This window comes from Paenibacillus sp. FSL H8-0122 (assembly GCF_038005345.1).
Lineage (GTDB): Bacteria > Bacillota > Bacilli > Paenibacillales > Paenibacillaceae > Paenibacillus_AQ.
Genome location: NZ_JBBOTB010000001.1, coordinates 1,708,637 through 1,724,793 on the forward strand (window position 1 = coordinate 1,708,637; position 16,157 = coordinate 1,724,793).

Annotated in this window: 13 protein-coding genes; 10 read left to right on the forward strand and 3 right to left on the reverse strand. The window is 52.0% G+C overall.

Translation table 11 applies throughout. The features are described from left to right. Positions 1–8 precede the first annotated feature (8 nt). A complete protein-coding gene (locus NSS64_RS07235) occupies positions 9–1,862 on the forward strand; it encodes a cache domain-containing sensor histidine kinase (RefSeq protein ID WP_341139707.1) in 1,854 nt (617 codons plus the stop codon). Beyond that, positions 1,840–2,631, forward strand: coding sequence for a response regulator transcription factor (locus tag NSS64_RS07240; RefSeq protein WP_340939458.1), 792 nt, complete (start codon positions 1,840–1,842; stop codon positions 2,629–2,631). Before NSS64_RS07235 ends, NSS64_RS07240 begins: the two co-directional genes overlap by 23 nt. Positions 2,632–2,733: 102 nt before the next feature. On the opposite strand, the gene NSS64_RS07245 is transcribed toward NSS64_RS07240, so the two are convergent. The 3 genes from NSS64_RS07245 to NSS64_RS07255 all read right to left on the reverse strand — a co-directional run bounded on the left by NSS64_RS07245 (position 2,734) and on the right by NSS64_RS07255 (position 6,032). Next, positions 2,734–3,327, reverse strand: a complete 594-nt coding sequence (locus tag NSS64_RS07245) for a nitroreductase family protein (RefSeq protein ID WP_341139708.1) — start codon at positions 3,325–3,327, stop codon at positions 2,734–2,736. 10 nt (positions 3,328–3,337) lie between these two features. Further along, positions 3,338–4,354: an iron-siderophore ABC transporter substrate-binding protein gene (locus tag NSS64_RS07250; RefSeq protein WP_341139709.1), complete on the reverse strand. Its 1,017-nt coding sequence runs from the start codon at positions 4,352–4,354 to the stop codon at positions 3,338–3,340. A 91-nt stretch (positions 4,355–4,445) separates the two neighbouring features. Then, positions 4,446–6,032, reverse strand: coding sequence for a helix-turn-helix domain-containing protein (locus NSS64_RS07255; RefSeq protein WP_341139710.1), 1,587 nt, complete (start codon positions 6,030–6,032; stop codon positions 4,446–4,448). Between the two features lie 293 nt (positions 6,033–6,325). Between NSS64_RS07255 and NSS64_RS07260 the strand changes: the two genes are divergently transcribed. The 8 genes from NSS64_RS07260 to NSS64_RS07295 all read left to right on the forward strand — a co-directional run bounded on the left by NSS64_RS07260 (position 6,326) and on the right by NSS64_RS07295 (position 16,150). After that, a complete protein-coding gene (locus tag NSS64_RS07260) occupies positions 6,326–8,617 on the forward strand; it encodes a copper amine oxidase N-terminal domain-containing protein (RefSeq protein WP_341139711.1) in 2,292 nt (763 codons plus the stop codon). Positions 8,618–8,792: 175 nt separating this feature from the next. After that, the gene (locus NSS64_RS07265) at positions 8,793–9,254 is read left to right on the forward strand and encodes a Fur family transcriptional regulator (protein ID WP_340939469.1); all 462 of its coding nucleotides are present in this window, start codon (positions 8,793–8,795) and stop codon (positions 9,252–9,254) included. Between the two features lie 2 nt (positions 9,255–9,256). Then, positions 9,257–9,520 (forward strand): membrane protein insertion efficiency factor YidD, encoded by a 264-nt coding sequence (yidD, locus tag NSS64_RS07270; RefSeq protein WP_339249555.1) that lies wholly within the window; start codon positions 9,257–9,259, stop codon positions 9,518–9,520. Positions 9,521–9,878: 358 nt separating this feature from the next. Further along, a complete protein-coding gene (gene metG, locus NSS64_RS07275) occupies positions 9,879–11,912 on the forward strand; it encodes a methionine--tRNA ligase (RefSeq protein ID WP_341139712.1) in 2,034 nt (677 codons plus the stop codon). Positions 11,913–12,112: 200 nt separating this feature from the next. After that, positions 12,113–13,096, forward strand: coding sequence for a metal ABC transporter solute-binding protein, Zn/Mn family (locus NSS64_RS07280; RefSeq protein WP_341139713.1), 984 nt, complete (start codon positions 12,113–12,115; stop codon positions 13,094–13,096). A 33-nt stretch (positions 13,097–13,129) separates the two neighbouring features. Continuing rightward, positions 13,130–13,879, forward strand: coding sequence for a metal ABC transporter ATP-binding protein (locus NSS64_RS07285; protein WP_036731897.1), 750 nt, complete (start codon positions 13,130–13,132; stop codon positions 13,877–13,879). Between the two features lie 645 nt (positions 13,880–14,524). Further along, positions 14,525–15,328, forward strand: a complete 804-nt coding sequence (locus NSS64_RS07290; RefSeq protein WP_340752718.1) for a metal ABC transporter permease — start codon at positions 14,525–14,527, stop codon at positions 15,326–15,328. 90 nt (positions 15,329–15,418) lie between these two features. Then, positions 15,419–16,150 carry a cytochrome c biogenesis CcdA family protein gene (locus NSS64_RS07295; RefSeq protein WP_445667833.1) on the forward strand — a complete coding sequence of 244 codons (732 nt, stop codon included), beginning with the start codon at positions 15,419–15,421 and terminating at the stop codon, positions 16,148–16,150. Positions 16,151–16,157: the final 7 nt, after the last annotated feature.

Below are 16,157 nucleotides of genomic sequence, written 5' to 3' on the forward strand. Positions count from 1 at the left end.
AACAGCCGATGAATCTGCGCTACAAATTGTTTACGGCATTCTTAGGCCTGATTATCATTCCGCTGTTCATTCTTGGCATGATTATGTTCTTCGTGACTTATAATTCCATTGAGAAGAAGTACAGCCAGCAATCCGAATATTCGCTCAAAGCGATCAGCTACAGCATTTCTAATGTGTTCAAGGATATGGACAATGTGACTGACAACGGAATTGCCACCTCGGTCTTTCATATGGCGCTCAGCGCGGATGATCCCTCCAAGCAGGATTTAACCGATGCCGAGCAGCTCAGCCTGAATGCCAGCCAGCGTAATTTCCGCAGTTTGCTCTATAATCATCCGTCGATCAGCTATGCCTTCCTGTATAATTTCAACGGGAAAGGCAGCTCGGAGATCGTCTCGGTCTTCAACAAGGAGAACTTCCGCACCCTGCCCTATGATAAGTTCAAAGGCAGCGAGCTGTACCAGGAGGTCATGAAGCTGAACGGGGTTCCGAAATGGCTGGCCCCGCATGAGTACCCTGAGCTGACCGGGACGGAGGCTGTATTCACGCAAATCCGGCTGGTTAAGGAGCTTAGCTTCTTTCAGAATATCGGCATTCTGGTAGTGCAGATCAAGAACTGGGAGTTCGAGTCGATTTTCCGCAATCTTAAGATTGGCGGCACCGACCAGAAGGTGTCTTTCATGCTGGTTAATGATGACGGGATGATTCTGCTGGACCCGGATAGGCAACTGGACGGGCAGGATTTCCGCGGCTTCACCACGAAGGAGATTATGTTTAAGCCCGGCTTTCAGAGCTTCAAGACACAGTTCGGCGGCGAGAAAAGCATTCTGTCGGTCTACCATCTCAAGGAGTATCCCTGGAGTCTGGTCTCCATCACTTCCTGGGATACTTTGTCTCATGAGGTGACGGTGTTCGCCCGCTGGTTCGTCGTAGTGATGTTCCTGTGCCTCCTGGGCGCTGTCATCTTCAATCTGTTCTTCATGAACCGGATTACAGGCGGGATTGCTGTGATCGTGCGCTTCATGCGCCGGGTGGAGGACGGAGACCTCACTACCCGCGTCGAGGAGAAGGGTAACGATGAGATGACGCTGCTGGCCAGAGGCTTCAATGATCTTATGGACAAAATCAACACGCTGTTCAGCCGGGTTCATGTGGAGCAACAGCGCAAGAATCAGGCGGAAATGCGTGTGCTGCAAGCCCAGATCAAGCCGCATTTTCTGTTCAATACCTTAGAATCAATCAATGTGCTGGCGGTGCAGAATGAAGGACGCAAGGTCAGTGAGATGGTCTACCGGCTGGCGAGTATTCTGCGGATCAGCATTCAGGACCGGGATGAGATTACGCTGGAGGAAGAGGTTAAGCATCTGCGCAATTATCTGGATATCCAGAAGTTCCGGTTCGAGGACCTGTTTGATTATGAGCTTGAGATTCCGCCAGAGCTGCTGGGCTGCGGAATTCCGAAGCTTACGCTCCAGCCGCTGGTGGAGAACAGCATTCAGCATGGTTTTGAGGGGATCGGGTATAAGGGTCTGGTGAGTGTCAAGGTGTGGGAGAACCAAGGCAATCTGATACTGCGGATAACGGATAACGGAATCGGAATGACCCCGTCCCAGCTATCGATGTTTCAATACATGGTGAATGATCCGGCTGAGCAGCAGCCGGCAGGCAAGCCCGGGCAGGGCATTCATCTGGAGCGGCGGGGGCTGGGTGTACGCAGTGTCGCAGACCGGATACGGATCGAATACGGCGACAGATATGGGATTTTCATATGTGCAAGTCCTGGGGAAGGAACGATCATCCAGTGCGTCATTCCGAAATACGGGCAGGGGGAAGGCCATTATGCTAAAAGTATTATTGGTTGACGATGAAGCGCCTATTCTGAGCAATCTCAATACTGTGCTGCCCTGGCAGGACATGGGGATGGAGGTTGCGGGGATGGCCCGCAGCGGAATGGAGGCACTGCGCCTTGCTGAGGAGCAGCCGCCCGATCTGGTGCTATGTGACATCCGTATGCCGGTAATGGACGGACTGACGTTCATCGGCAAGCTGCGCGAGATGGGGCTGGAGAGCGAAGTGCTGCTGCTCAGCGGCTATCAGGAATTCGATTATGCGCGCGAAGCGATCCGGCTGGGTGTGAAGGAATATATCTGCAAGCCGATTCATTATGGGGAGCTTGGCGACAAGGTGCGGGAGATCGGGTCCCGGATACGCAGCAGGCAGTATAAGGATAAGTTGTACAACAGCATCCCGTTGTTTCAGGAAGTGCCTATGGCTGACGATCCTGTCAAAAAAACACCGGAGCAGCTGATGAATCAGGCCGCACAGTTCATTACGGAGCGCCTCCATGCGGATCTCGGCATTGATGAGGTGGCGAATACGATTGGCATCAGCAGCAGCTATTTCTGCCTGCTGTTCAAGAACCGCTTCGGGGTGACCTTCGTGGAATATGTCACGCAGCAGCGGATTGATGCTGCCAAATTCATGCTCGCCAGCAGCGATAAGAGCATCACGGCCATCAGCTTGGGCGTCGGCTATCAGGAACGCCGTTATTTCACCAAGGTGTTCCAGAAGCAGACGGGAATGACACCCAAGGAATACCGCAGCAGGTTCGGGACGGCTGAAGCACAGTAAGTCTGCCTTTCCAGTAATTAGGGCTGTCCCAGAAAGCCGTGAAATGGCTTTTGCGGGACAGCCCTCTGTTTTTTTAAAGCAGGAACCGACCACGATCTCTTGTCAACAATTATCCGAATGATTGCCGTCTATAACTGTCAGCAAGTCTACAGCAGCAGTACGCGGTTTTGGAGCAGGCTTGTCTTGGGGATCGAAATATCCCATATGCAAGGTGCCAACGATTTTCTCGTCAGGAGTTACACCAGCTGCTGACCGAAATGAGGAATCTTCATTAAAAGCAGTGGTCTTCCATACCACGCCGATTCCTTGTTCCCAGGCCAGCAGCTGAATGTTCTGAATCAGAGCGGCAGTTGCTGCCAGGGCCTCCTCCCAGGCTTTTGGAGGAAGGGCGCTATGCATGATCACGATGAGGTGGACCGGAATCCGCCTGCAATACGTATCATGTATCTGTGCACCGAATTGTTGAACGAATGCTTCCGGGCGTGTCTTCAGAATAGCGTCGGCAAATATTGTCCGGCCCTCCCCTGTGAACAGGATGAACCGCCAAGGCTCTTTTTTGGAATGAAAAGGTGCCCATACCGCATTGTCCAGCAAGTTGAGCAGTGTGCTCCGGGCAATGGGCATTCCATTAAATTCCTGAATGGTTCTTCTGTCGCGTATCGTTCGTATGAGCAGGCTGTCAGGAGTAGGAGTCATGGCTCGTCCCTCACGATTCCGGCAGGTAGGCATTCGAGATTTCGTCGATCACCTTGCTTAGTCCGATTGGGCCATAGCCGGCAAACCACAGATTTGCATCACCGATATACACATGTTTGTTCTTGACAGCTGTAAGGTTGGCCCAGATTGAAGTGCTCATAATATTATCCAGAGCCGTCTGATTACTGTCGCCTGGGCGAAGAATGATGAACATACGGTCAGGATTCAGCTCGGGAAGTACTTCTTCGGAGATGGCTACATTCCATGAGTCCTTGAAGTCTATACCTTCTGTGGAAGCGGGGGTTAGTCCCAGAGGGCCGAAGAGCGTAAAATTATCTCCCGGTTGAATCAGCTGCAATTGCTTGTCCTGTATCCGCATATAGGCGACAGTCTCAGTGGCAGCAGTGGCAGCCAATTCGTTCCTGACCGCAGCTATCTTTGATTCATAATCGGCGTGGACCTGATCAGCCACATTTTCTTTTCCGAAAATTTCTGCCGTTTGCCGGAAGCGGGTCCAATCATCTTCATTTTCATTGTCGAAAAGTATCGTTGGCGCAATCCTTGATAGCTGCTCATAGTTGGCTTCATTCAGTGTCTTAGAAGCAAGAATGAGATCCGGCTCCGCTTCGAGCAGTGCTTCTAAGTTAGGTGCTTCTCCTGAGCCAATAACGATAGTATCCTTCATTTGGTCTGACAGGTATTGGGGGAATCCCAGATCGTTGTATGTAACCATTGCATGAGGTTCAATTCCAAGTGCCAGCAGATGGTCAGCAAAAACATAAAGCATGCCCGCAACCTTTTTCGGATGTGCCGGAATTTCTATATCTCCCTTAATGGTTGAGATGATACGGGTATCCGTATTTTCAGCCGTCTTGGCATGTATTGGAGAAGTGGAACCGGCAACCGCTGAACCTCCATTATTCCCGCTGTTGCTGCATCCAACGACTAGCCCCAGCATCATTACTCCAAGCAGGCCGATGACTCCACGGCTAAATTTGTGTTTGAACTTTCGAGTATAAGGAAACACAAGCCACACACCTTTCGTAATTGATTTTGATAATCATTATCATAACTTAATTATAAGGAGTGGTATAGGCGGGTGCCATGGACAAAAATGCTCATCGCCTGGACATATGGCTCAGGAGCAAATCGCTTGAACGGCGCAGAAATAAATCGTGGGCCAGCGAGGTGTAACAGGAATAGAGACTTGAATCAGCGGCATCGTAGACGTTTCCTTTTCGTACGGCATTTAACTCCCTCCATGCTTCTTGTGAAGCTAGCGAACGATGGATCAAATCACGCTGTGCGGAGTTACCCGATGTAAACAGAATCAGATGGTCAATGCTGCATTCCGAAAGCTGATCTGGAGTAAGAAGAATGGAATGCTCTACATTCAGTAATTGCCGGGGTCTCTCAAGCTGCAGATCTTTATACAGCACGGTACCCAAGTTACGGTTGCCGAACAGGCGGAAGCACCCGTTCTCATATTGCGCCACAGCAATTTTTCCGTCCTCCAGCTTTTCTCTGACACTGAGCCGAAGACTCTCAGCCAGCTCTTCGTACGCCTCAAGCCACTGCCGGGCGATCTCCAGACGGTTCACCGCTCTCGCAATTATCCGGAGATGCTCACGCCAATCCCCTTCAAATGGCACGGTACACGTTGGGGCAAAATGGGGGAACAAGCCTGCTTTGTCCGGTTCCGCATAATCTGAATGTTCGAAGCTGATAATCAGCTCCGGCCGGGCACTTGCCAGTCTGCCGAGGTCGGGCTGATCATGCCCCAAGCTGATAACGTTATTCAAGCTATAGGCAGATCCCCGTGAATTATTAATTAATGCCGCATAAGGCGTTAAACCTAATGCCAGCAAATGAGAGGTGTAGGGATGGGCCATGGAGGCAATACGAGTGGACATACGGTGTTTTTTAACATATACAGATGGTGAAATGCCAATGGCTGATTTGAATTTACGGCTGAAATAGAACTCATCCTGATAGCCTACACGGTGCGCCGTGTCACGGAGCGTCATTTCAGAGCGGAGCAACAAATCACCCGCATGACGAATGCGGACAGAATTCAGATATTCCATCGGGCTCCGGCCCACCTGTTTTTTGAACAGCCGGGAATAATGGGCGACGCTCATTCCTGTCATTTCGGCAAGCTTTTCTCTGGTCATGGGCTGCCCGAAATGACTGTCTATATAGGCTTTGGACTGGTCAATCATTGCAGTTGAGGGAGTGCGATGCTTAGTCTCCGAACTGTCTGGTCTCCATAACTGAAGCAGCAATTCCTGAAAACGGATAGATGACTCCATTCTTTCCCAGCTGCTGCCCTGCCAGCAAGAGCAGATCAGGTCAGTCTTAGCTAACGCTTCAGACCAATGGGCAGGCGGGAAAATATCGGCCTCCAGTTCTCCGCGCTGAAGCGTATGCTGTCCGTCCATAGTATACACATCAAAGGTAAAACAGCAGTATTCCAGAGAGTTCTTCTCCTTCACTAACAAGCGCCACGGTGTATCAGGGAGCAGCAGCAGTACATCGCAAGAACCAAATTCAGAGCAATAGCCTTTAGCTTCAACTTCGCCGCTGCCTTTAATTCCTATGAGGAGGGTATGCCTGTCTGACTTATGTATTTCAGATTCAGATCCAGCCGGATTAACACAGCAGCGGGCGTCGATAAGTTTGTATAACCCTTCAGATGGATTCATTTCAGCTTAAATACTCCTTTCACATGAAGTCTGCTACTATTATACTCTCCTGGTGACAGGTGGGGGCACCCGATTAATAATGGAGCTAATTGGATTTATATAGATCTTTCTTTACACAAAATGAAACTTTTCTCCGTTGCTTGCGTCTAATACTATGTTTTGTAAAATGAACGTGGCAAAATATGCTGCCGTCCTGAAGAGGGCGGTTGCGTTTTTGCGGGGATTATAAGGTGGACAGAAAGCATTGAATATACTGCCTTATACACTACAATGGGAGCAGAAGGAGTCGTACAATGAATTTTAGGAAAATGTTCTTGGTAACAGTATTAGCTGTATCGCAATTAGCAGCAGCCGTTCCGGCTTTTGCAGCTCCAGTCAGCACACAGACCGTAACAGGCCATGTTGCCGCAGCGGTGAATACTTCTGAAACACAGCTTCAGCCTGAGTCAACAGACCCGTTGCCTCCGTTAATGACTGAACCGCCTGCAGGTACAGTGGTACCCACACCAACACCGGTACCTACAGCATCACCGGTTCAAGGCATTCCGGCAGTAACAGAGACTCCGGCTCCGGCCGCTACTGAGGTTCCAGGTGCAACAGCTGCTCCTGTGGACGGTACTGTGCCGACGGATGCCGTTATGCCTACGGCTACTCCGTTAACGGATACGCCTGTAACCCCAAGCATGACTACTACCTCTGCTGCAGGGGCAGGCCAGCTTATTCTGATGATGAACAGCAACAAGATGTTCAGAAACGGAACGCCTTACACCGCCAATCAGCCGATGGCAGTCAAGAACGGCGTCTCCTACGTATCGATCCGCGCAATGGTGGAAATGGTCGGCGTTGCTTTCACCTATGACGCCAAAACCAAAGAGGTCATTGTGACCAAGGGTACCAGCATTATGCGGTTCAAGACCGACAGCAAAATCTATACTGTTAATGGCACCAAGTTCACTATGAAGGGACCGGCTTACCAGTTCAAAGGCACCTTCATGATTCCGTTAACGTCCATTACCTATGCACTTAATATTCCTTATACCGTAGACAATGTGCAGAAGCGGGTTATTCTTACGCTGAATACAAAGCCGACTGTCTCCTTCACAGTTCAGCCCAAAGAAATCTATGCTGGTGAGACTACTGTGAATTATGTAACCTACAGCTCTTCCCCGAACGGTACGCCGATTGTTGAAGAACGCTGGAGCGACAACAAGCTGGATATCTATGATCAGCCGGGCTTCTATACGGTTATGTATTCGGTACGCGATGCCAATAACATGTGGAGTGACCCTTATCCGGTAACCATTCAGGTACTGCAGCCTAATCAGCCGCCAGTAGCCCAATTCACAACAGATAAAGAAGAATACAAAATGGGTGAGCCGGTAGTCCTGACCGATACCAGCTATGATCCTGAGAATGAAGAGCTGACCGCAACCTGGAACAATCGTTCCCTGGCGTACTTCACCCCGGGACCGCTGTCCATTCAGCTGACGGTTACGGACAAGCACGGTCTTAGCAGTACTTTTGAGAAGATGATTACAATCACCAATGAACAACTGTATACACAGGATGAAGTAACGAAGCTGTTCACCATTCCGGGGGATATCATCAGTATGGACGGCGGGATGATCCCGGCGCTCCCTAACCTGCCGTATACGCTGTCGTCCGAAGGCTACACCCTGATCCGCAGTAACAGCCCGGAGACCGTTCAGACGGAAGGTGTACTGTACCGGGAGAGTTCAGTGGGCAATACGCGCTTCCTGGTGCATCATATGAACAATATGGCTACCAGACAGAAGCTCTATGTGATTGCAACCAATAACAACCTGTATCCGACAACCATTAACATCCAATATCTAGGAATTGCCGGACCGGTGACCTCACCGGAATATACTGGAAAAGTATCGATGGAGAAATACTTCAATTCCATGGTTACCGGCTTGGCGCAATCGCAAATTACCCTGCAGCCTGGGCAAAGTCTTCCGATTATGACAGACCTGAACAAAATCGCTATGAAGCCCAAAGACGTAATGTCGCTGAGCGCAGACCTGTTCAGTGATCTGCCGATTCAGTATAACGTAGTTATGGTGGAGCAGAGCAAAGATCCTGTCGCCGAGCTGCCTTATCTGCCGGTTCTTGACATTGACGGCGTGCATACCCGGGGAACATTCCCCGATTCTACCCGCGTCATGAACGTGACCGAGCTGGTAGGTACCACGCAAAGCAAGCTGCTTCTGGGCGACAATAAAATGGACAAAAACCTGGACGGCCTTGATCCAATGAATGGAACATATGTTTCCAACGCCGGTAACTTCGGGGTACTGTACAAAATCGTATTGGATCGTGTTGCAGCAAACACGCTGATCACCTTCAATCCGCGCGGGGGTCCTTATCTGGGGCCGTTGATCGTAAACGGTTCGATGGTGAACCTGCCCAATAAGGGCGTATTAGGCTTATCCTCAGACACGAATGCTGTCATCTACCGCACCGGAGAATATGAAGGGCGTGTGGAGATTGTGTTCTCCGTCGCCTCAGGCAGTAACCTGCCTGTGAACTTTGTCTTCACGCCGCTTCCGGCGAAAAAATAATTTCTTCTACAATACAAAACGGCAGCGCTCCTGATGGGGCGGCTGCCGTTTTGTAATCTGCCGCAAGTATCTGGATGCGGGGAGGCAACGGGCACTTTTATTGACGGGGCAGTGCTTTTGGGGCATTATAAAGAGAGTGCAACACAAACGATCTAATGTTATGGGAGATGAGCGAATGCTGTCGACAGATCAAATCCTGGAAGCCATGTCGGGGCAGGGGCTGCGAATCACCGATCAGCGCAAGACGCTTGCCAAATTATTCGGCGAGAATACGGGATATTTGTCTGCGAAGGATGTATATGAGCATATGGGCCGCAAGTATAGCGGACTGAGCTTCGATACCGTCTACCGTAACCTGCGCGTTATGGAGGAGCTGGGGGTACTGGAGCAGATTGTATTTGAAGAAGGCGTCAAATTCAAGGCAAGCTGCAGTCAGGATCACCATCATCACCATATGATTTGCCTGCAGTGCATGAAGACGTACCCGATTCAATTCTGCCCGATGAATCTAACCGATCCGCCGGATCAGTTCCGGGTGGTCAAGCATAAATTCGAGGTGTTCGGCTACTGCAAGGATTGTGAGCAGGGAAGAGAAGAAGAGCCGTCTGGGGCCGTGCGCAGCAAAGAGGGACGCTGAGTATGGCTAGCTTACGAAGAACGGTACAGGCCCCTATCCGGGTCTACCGCAAGTTCATTTCGCCGCTCAAGCCCGCTACCTGCCGGTTCTACCCGACTTGTTCGGCTTATGCACTGGAGGCCATTGAGGTCCATGGACCGCTCAAGGGCTCATGGCTGGCTGCCCGGCGGATTGCCCGCTGCCATCCCTTCCATCCGGGAGGACTTGACCCGGTGCCGCCGCGCAAAGAGCAGCCATCCGGGGACAAGCCGCTGCATACGACTTGACACGGGCCGCCGGGATGGGTATATTTTGAATAATAAGTGATATTCCGAGGAACGGATAAGTAGATGTGGACACCATTACAGAGAGCCGGGACTGCTGGGAGCCGGTATGGGATGCCAGATTGAATATGGTCCGGGAGGAACTGTGTTCGAGCGGAAGGCCTGAAGCCGGGGTCTGCGTAAGCGCACGGCGTGTTCCAGCGTTAATGGACAGTTCCGTTAAGGAACTGACGAAGCCTGCGCTCTGTGAGGAGCCGGGGAATGTTGGGTGGTATCGCGTGAGTTTACTCTCGCCCCATAGAGGGGCGGGAGTTTTTTGTGTGAAATGGACGACTAGGGATAACGAAGGGATGATGAAGTAATGAGTGAGAACAAAACCTTTTATCTGACAACACCGATCTATTATCCGAGCGACAAGCTGCATATCGGGCATGCGTATTCTACGGTAGCCGGTGATGCGATGGCCCGCTACAAGCGGCTGCGCGGCTATGAGGTGCGCTATCTGACCGGAACGGACGAGCATGGGCAGAAGATTGAAGAGAAGGCCGGGAAGGCCGGAAAGACCCCTCAGGAGTTCGTGGACGGGATTGTAGTCGGCATTAAGGATCTGTGGAAGAAGCTGGACATCTCGAATGATGATTTCATCCGTACAACGGAGGAGCGCCATAAGAAGGTGGTTGCGGATATTTTTGACCGCCTGCTGAAGCAGGGGGATATCTACAAAGGGGAGTACGAAGGCTGGTACTGTATTTCGGATGAGACCTTCTACACGGAGACCCAGCTGGTGGATATTGAACGTGATGCTGACGGGAAGATTACCGGAGGAAAAAGTCCGGACAGCGGACATCCGGTGGAGCTGGTCAAGGAGGAGAGCTACTTCTTCCGCATGAGCAAGTATGCTGACCGCCTGCTGAAGTTCTACGAGGAGAACCCGGAGTTTATCCTGCCGGAATCCCGCAAGAATGAGATGATTAACAACTTCATCAAGCCGGGTCTGGAGGATCTCGCTGTATCCCGTACGACTTTTGACTGGGGCGTTAAGGTAAAAGGCGACGAGAAGCATGTAGTGTATGTGTGGATTGATGCCCTTACTAACTACATTACGGCTCTCGGCTATGGCTCGGAGGACCGCAGCCTGTATGACAAGTACTGGCCTGCGGATGTGCACATCGTCGGGAAGGAAATCGTCCGCTTCCATACCATCTACTGGCCGATCATTCTGATGGCGCTCGGCGAACCGCTGCCGAAGAAGGTCTTCGCCCATGGCTGGCTGCTGATGAAGGACGGCAAGATGTCCAAATCCAAGGGCAATGTGGTTGACCCGGTGACGCTGATTGACCGCTATGGCCTGGATGCCCTGCGCTATTATCTGCTGCGCGAGGTTCCCTTCGGCTCGGATGGAACCTTCACGCCGGAGAGCTTCGTGGACCGGATTAACTACGATCTGGCCAATGACCTTGGCAACCTGCTGAACCGGACGGGGGCGATGGTGGAGAAATACTTCGGCGGCGAGCTTCCGGCTTATGCCGGGCAGGTTACCGCATTTGATGGTGAGCTTGAGGCGATGGTGCAGAGCACTTACGCTAAGGTAGAAGAAGCGATGGAGAAGATGGAATTCTCCGTAGCCCTGACTGCCATCGGCGCGCTGATCAGCCGGACGAACAAGTATATTGACGAGACCCAGCCTTGGGTGCTCGCCAAGGACGAGAGCCGCAGCGGGGAGCTGGCTTCGGTGATGAGACATCTGGTCGAGGGACTGCGCACCGCGTCCATCCTGCTTCAGCCGTTCCTGACCGGCGCTCCGGCGAAGATCTGGGAGCAGCTGGGCATTCAGCCGGGCGAGCTGACCACCTGGGAGAGCGGCAGATCCTTCGGCCTGATTCCAGCGGGTACCCGGCTGGTGAAGGGCGACCCGATCTTCCCGCGCCTGGATGTGGCGCAGGAAGTCGCGTACATCGCCGAAGCGATGGGAGCCGGGAAGCCTGCAGAAGCAGCTGCTGAAGCTGCGCCTGTAGGGGCTGCTGTGACTCCGGAGGCGGCGGCTGCTGATCCGGAGGAAGAGGAACATAAGGAAGAAATCGGCATCGACGATTTCGCCAAGGCGGAGCTGCGCGTAGCCCAGGTAATCGCCTGCGAGCCAGTGAAGAAGGCGGATAAGCTGCTGAAGCTGCAGCTGGATCTTGGTTATGAGCAGCGCCAGGTGGTATCCGGCATTGCGAAGTTCTACACACCGGAGGAGCTGGTGGGGTGCAAGGTGATCTGCATTGTGAACCTGAAGCCGGTGAAGCTGCGCGGTGAGCTGTCGCAGGGCATGATCCTGGCCGCCTCCAAGGGCGAGCAGCTGACCATTGCTACCGTGCCGGACAGCATGCCGAACGGAGCAATTGTGAAATAAGGTTGCCAAGAGCATCCGCATAATGACCGTACAGCAATCTCCGCAGGCCACAGGCAGCGGGGATTGCTTCTTTTTGCTCCAAGATAACCGGGTAGAAGGCAGCTTGCAGACTACGAAATGCAGATCGGAGTTGACTTATCGTAACGATTACTATTATAATTCTGATAGTAAATTTTACGATTTAAGGGGTCGATAGAGAAATGGTTACAAAAAGCTTGCAAAAAGGGCTGCTGCTCGCCGCTGTCCTGCTGCTTACGCTGTCACTGGCCGCATGCGGACCGAAGAGCAACGGAAGCATTGCCCAAGGAAAAGTGAACGTGATGACTACTTTTTATCCTATATATGAATTCACTGCCGAAATCGGCGGCGGAGATGCCAATGTTATCAACCTGCTTCCTGTAGGGGTAGAGCCGCATGACTGGACCCCGCGCAGCCAGGATATCATCGCAACCTCCAAGGCGCAGCTGTTCCTGTATAACGGAGCCGGACTGGAGGGTTGGGTACCCAATTTCCTCAAGAGCCTCGATAGTGACAGTAAGACCAAGGCTGTAGAGGTTAGCCAAGGGGTGAAGCTGATTACTACGGATGAAGAAGACGGGCATGATCACGGCCATGAGCATGAAGGTGAAGAAGCGGAAGCAGACGGGCATGGCGACAGCCTGCACACCGACCCGCATACCTGGGTAAGCCCGAAGTCGGCGCTTGTGATGGCCAAGAATATCAAGGATAGTCTTCAATCCGTTGATCCTGCGCATACTGAAGGCTATGAGGAGCGCTACCAGAAGCTGGCCGACCGCCTGAGCGCATTGGATCTGAAGTTCACCGAAGAGCTGGGCAAGCTGCCCGGCAAGGAGATTGTCGTATCTCATCAGGCCTTCTCGTATCTGGCGCGTGACTACGGCCTGTCCCAGCATGCTATCATGGGGCTATCCCCGGATGCTGAGCCGCGCGGGCAGGATCTTGTGAAGCTGGCGGCGCTGGTTAAGGCAGAGGGCATCCGTTATATTTTCTTCGAGGAGCTTGTATCCGATAAGCTGGCTAAGACCCTGGCAAGTGAGACCGGGGTATCCACGATGGTGCTGAATCCGGTAGAAGGGCTGACCGAGGCCCAGCAGAAGAACGGGGACAACTATTTCACCTTAATGGAGAAAAATTTGCAAAATCTCATTCTGGCCTTACAATAATAAGGAAAGTATAAGTGAAAGGCGGTACTTCACATGCAACCGGTATCCCTGGACTGCCATCAGCATATGATCGAAATACAGGATTTGTCCTTCTCCTACGGGGAACAGAAGGTGATCTCGAATCTGAATTATACGGTAAAAGAACGTGATTTCCTCGGTATCCTCGGTTCTAACGGTGCGGGCAAGACTACGCTGCTTAAAATGATCGTCGGCCTGCTGCCTGCCACCAGCGGAGAAATCAAATTATTCGGCCAGCCGGTGCGGAGGTTCAAGGACTGGGAGCGGATCGGCTATGTGCCGCAGAAGAATGCGTTCAACCCGCTGTTCCCGGCGACCGTCCGTGAGGTCGTATTGTCCGGCCTGTATAACAACAAGAATCTGATCCGCCGCGTATCCAAGGCCCAGCACCGGCAGTGTGAGGATGCGCTTGAAGTGATGCGGATTCAGGATATTGCCGAGAAACGAGTCGGCCAGCTGTCCGGCGGCCAGCAGCAGCGTGTCTTCCTGGCCCGGGCGCTGATCAACCACCCGGATCTGCTGATTCTGGATGAGCCTACCGTCGGCATTGACGCCGAGACCCAGGCCGGATTCTTCGAGCTGATCATGCACATGCATGCCCATCACCATATGACCTTCCTGATGGTCTCGCATGATATCGACATGATGAAGAATTACCTGGGCAGCGAGCCCGTCCAGAAGAACGGTAAAATCAACTTCTACTGCCGCCACTCGCATGATGTGCAGGACTGCGCTGTTGATAATTTGCAGCATACGTTGTCCTGATCGTTGACATTGGCTGACAAGAGAATAGTTACCCTGATTATTAAACGGTCCAATTGCTCGAAATGCAGCCTTTTGTATTTTGTACAGTAGATTGCCCGAATTTCTGCCCTTTTTGCTGTTCTGTTGCAGTTTGTACATTAGATTTTTTGATATCGGCCGTTTTCCAGCCCTTCTGCCAATATCCATTGTACGAAATACAACAGAACCCGATTAACCGCTCAAAAGTTAAGATTCTGTTGTACGTTCTGCAATCGGAGGATGAGATGTTGTCAGGATCTCATCAGTTGGATCGTCCATTGTACAACATAGAACGCTCAAGTCAGTTTTCGGATCGTCCATTGTACAACATAGGACGATCCCTTAATCTTTTGATCTTAATTTTTTGATCTTAGTCTTTTGATCTTAGTCTTGTAACGTATGTAGATCCCGCCCCCTGTGAAGCGTATCCCGCAGGGAGGTAAAGCGATCCTTCCACCAACGCCTCTAAGCGCCGCAAGTCGTTCCTCCCACGCCAATTGCACTCAGCGGGTGTCCAGAGGGCGGAGCCCTTGGGGCCCTCCCTTCGGGAAGGGAGGGTTTGGGAGGGATGGCTAAAAGCTTTTGCAATGAAAGGTTTCATATTTGAAAGTAGGAGAGAACATCATCTTGGAAATCCTGTTTAGTGATTTTTTCCAGCGGGCGCTGGCCGGCGGGCTGATGATTGGCATTACCGCGCCGCTGATCGGCGTTTTTCTGGTGCTGCGGCGTCTGTCCATGATCGGAGATACGCTGGCACATGTTACGATTGCCGGTGTAGCGCTGGGCTTTCTGACAGGCTTTTATCCGCTGGGTGCGGGGCTGATCTTTGCGGTTGTGGCCTCATTTGCGATTGAGAAGCTGCGCAAAGCCTACAAAAGCTACGCCGAGCTGTCCATTGCCATCATCATGTCGGGCGGTGTAGCGCTGGCCTCCCTTTTTTTCACCCTGGGCAAAGGGTATAATGCAGATGTAATGAGCTATTTGTTCGGCAGCATCTATACGCTCAATACTACGGATCTTATCGTGGTGGGAATCGTAACGATTGCCGTTGTGGTCGTCGTAACCTTATTCTTCAAGGAATTCTTCCTGCTCAGCTTCGAAGAGGACGCGGCAAGTGTCAGCGGACTTCCGGTGAAGCTGCTCAATATGCTGATTACGGTATTAACGGCTCTGGTGATCAGTACGGCGATCAAGATTGTCGGCTCGCTGCTGGTCTCTGCGCTGCTGACCATTCCTGTAGCCATTAGTCTGCTGCTGTCACGGAGCTTCAAGTCTTCGGTTATTCTGTCCGTGGCGATTGCCGAGATTGCCGTTATTGGCGGACTGGTCATTGCTGGAGTATGGAATCTGGCTCCTGGAGCAACGATTGTTCTGCTGTTAATTGCACTATTAACCCTGACCCTCATCGGCAAAAAAGGGCTGCCAGCCTAACAAACAGATGGATAACCGGCCGCCCTCAGCACCAACTACATAATTGTATCTGTACTGCTGCTACATGAAGTGACCCGAGTGACCCCGACTATGGAAGGAGATGCGCCCGTGTCCAACCTGAATGCAGGAATCGCTTTTGCCGCCGGAGTGGCGTCATTCATATCGCCATGCTGCCTGCCGCTCTATCCTTCTTATCTATCTTATATTACTGGCTTATCGGTGCAGGAGCTGAAGAGCGGCAGCAACAGCAAAGAGGTCCGTCTCCGGACCCTCTCGCATACACTGGCGTTTATTCTGGGCTTCTCGGCAGTGTTCTATACGCTTGGCTTTGGAGCCGGCTTGTTCGGTGAATTCTTCAACGGCCAGCGGGATCTGATCCGTCAATTATCGGCGATCCTTATTATTGTCATGGGGCTTTTCCTGCTGGGTGTCTTCCAGCCGCAGTTCCTGCTCCGGGAACGCAAGCTGGAGCTGAGATGGAAGCCTGCCGGGTACCTGGGCTCCTTCATCTTTGGCATCGGATTCTCGGCAGGCTGGTCACCGTGTATCGGACCGATTCTAACAGCCATTATCGCGCTATCGGCCAGTGATCCGGGAACGTGGTTTACGATGATTACGGCGTACAGTATCGGCTTTGCACTGCCGTTCTTCGGACTGGCCTTTTTCCTGGGCGGGGCGCGCAAGATCCTGAAATACTCCAACCTGCTGATGAAGCTGGGCGGCGGTCTGATGGTATTCATGGGCATCCTGCTGTTCACCGACCAGATGTTCCGCATTACGATCTGGCTGCAGGGCATTACGCCGCGCTGGCTGATTTTCTAAATGAAGC

Excerpts from the sequence above, each read along its gene's own strand:
- NSS64_RS07235 (WP_341139707.1), top strand. The coding sequence starts at position 9 with ATGAATCTGCGCTACAAATTGTTTACGGCATTCTTAGGCCTGATTATC.
- NSS64_RS07240 (WP_340939458.1), top strand. The coding sequence starts at position 1,840 with ATGCTAAAAGTATTATTGGTTGACGATGAAGCGCCTATTCTGAGCAAT.
- NSS64_RS07245 (WP_341139708.1), bottom strand. The coding sequence starts at position 3,327 with ATGACTCCTACTCCTGACAGCCTGCTCATACGAACGATACGCGACAGA.
- NSS64_RS07255 (WP_341139710.1), bottom strand. The coding sequence starts at position 6,032 with ATGAATCCATCTGAAGGGTTATACAAACTTATCGACGCCCGCTGCTGT.
- NSS64_RS07260 (WP_341139711.1), top strand. The coding sequence starts at position 6,326 with ATGAATTTTAGGAAAATGTTCTTGGTAACAGTATTAGCTGTATCGCAA.
- NSS64_RS07265 (WP_340939469.1), top strand. The coding sequence starts at position 8,793 with ATGCTGTCGACAGATCAAATCCTGGAAGCCATGTCGGGGCAGGGGCTG.
- yidD (WP_339249555.1), top strand. The coding sequence starts at position 9,257 with ATGGCTAGCTTACGAAGAACGGTACAGGCCCCTATCCGGGTCTACCGC.
- metG (WP_341139712.1), top strand. The coding sequence starts at position 9,879 with ATGAGTGAGAACAAAACCTTTTATCTGACAACACCGATCTATTATCCG.
- NSS64_RS07280 (WP_341139713.1), top strand. The coding sequence starts at position 12,113 with ATGGTTACAAAAAGCTTGCAAAAAGGGCTGCTGCTCGCCGCTGTCCTG.
- NSS64_RS07285 (WP_036731897.1), top strand. The coding sequence starts at position 13,130 with ATGCAACCGGTATCCCTGGACTGCCATCAGCATATGATCGAAATACAG.
- NSS64_RS07295 (WP_445667833.1), top strand. The coding sequence starts at position 15,419 with ATGGAAGGAGATGCGCCCGTGTCCAACCTGAATGCAGGAATCGCTTTT.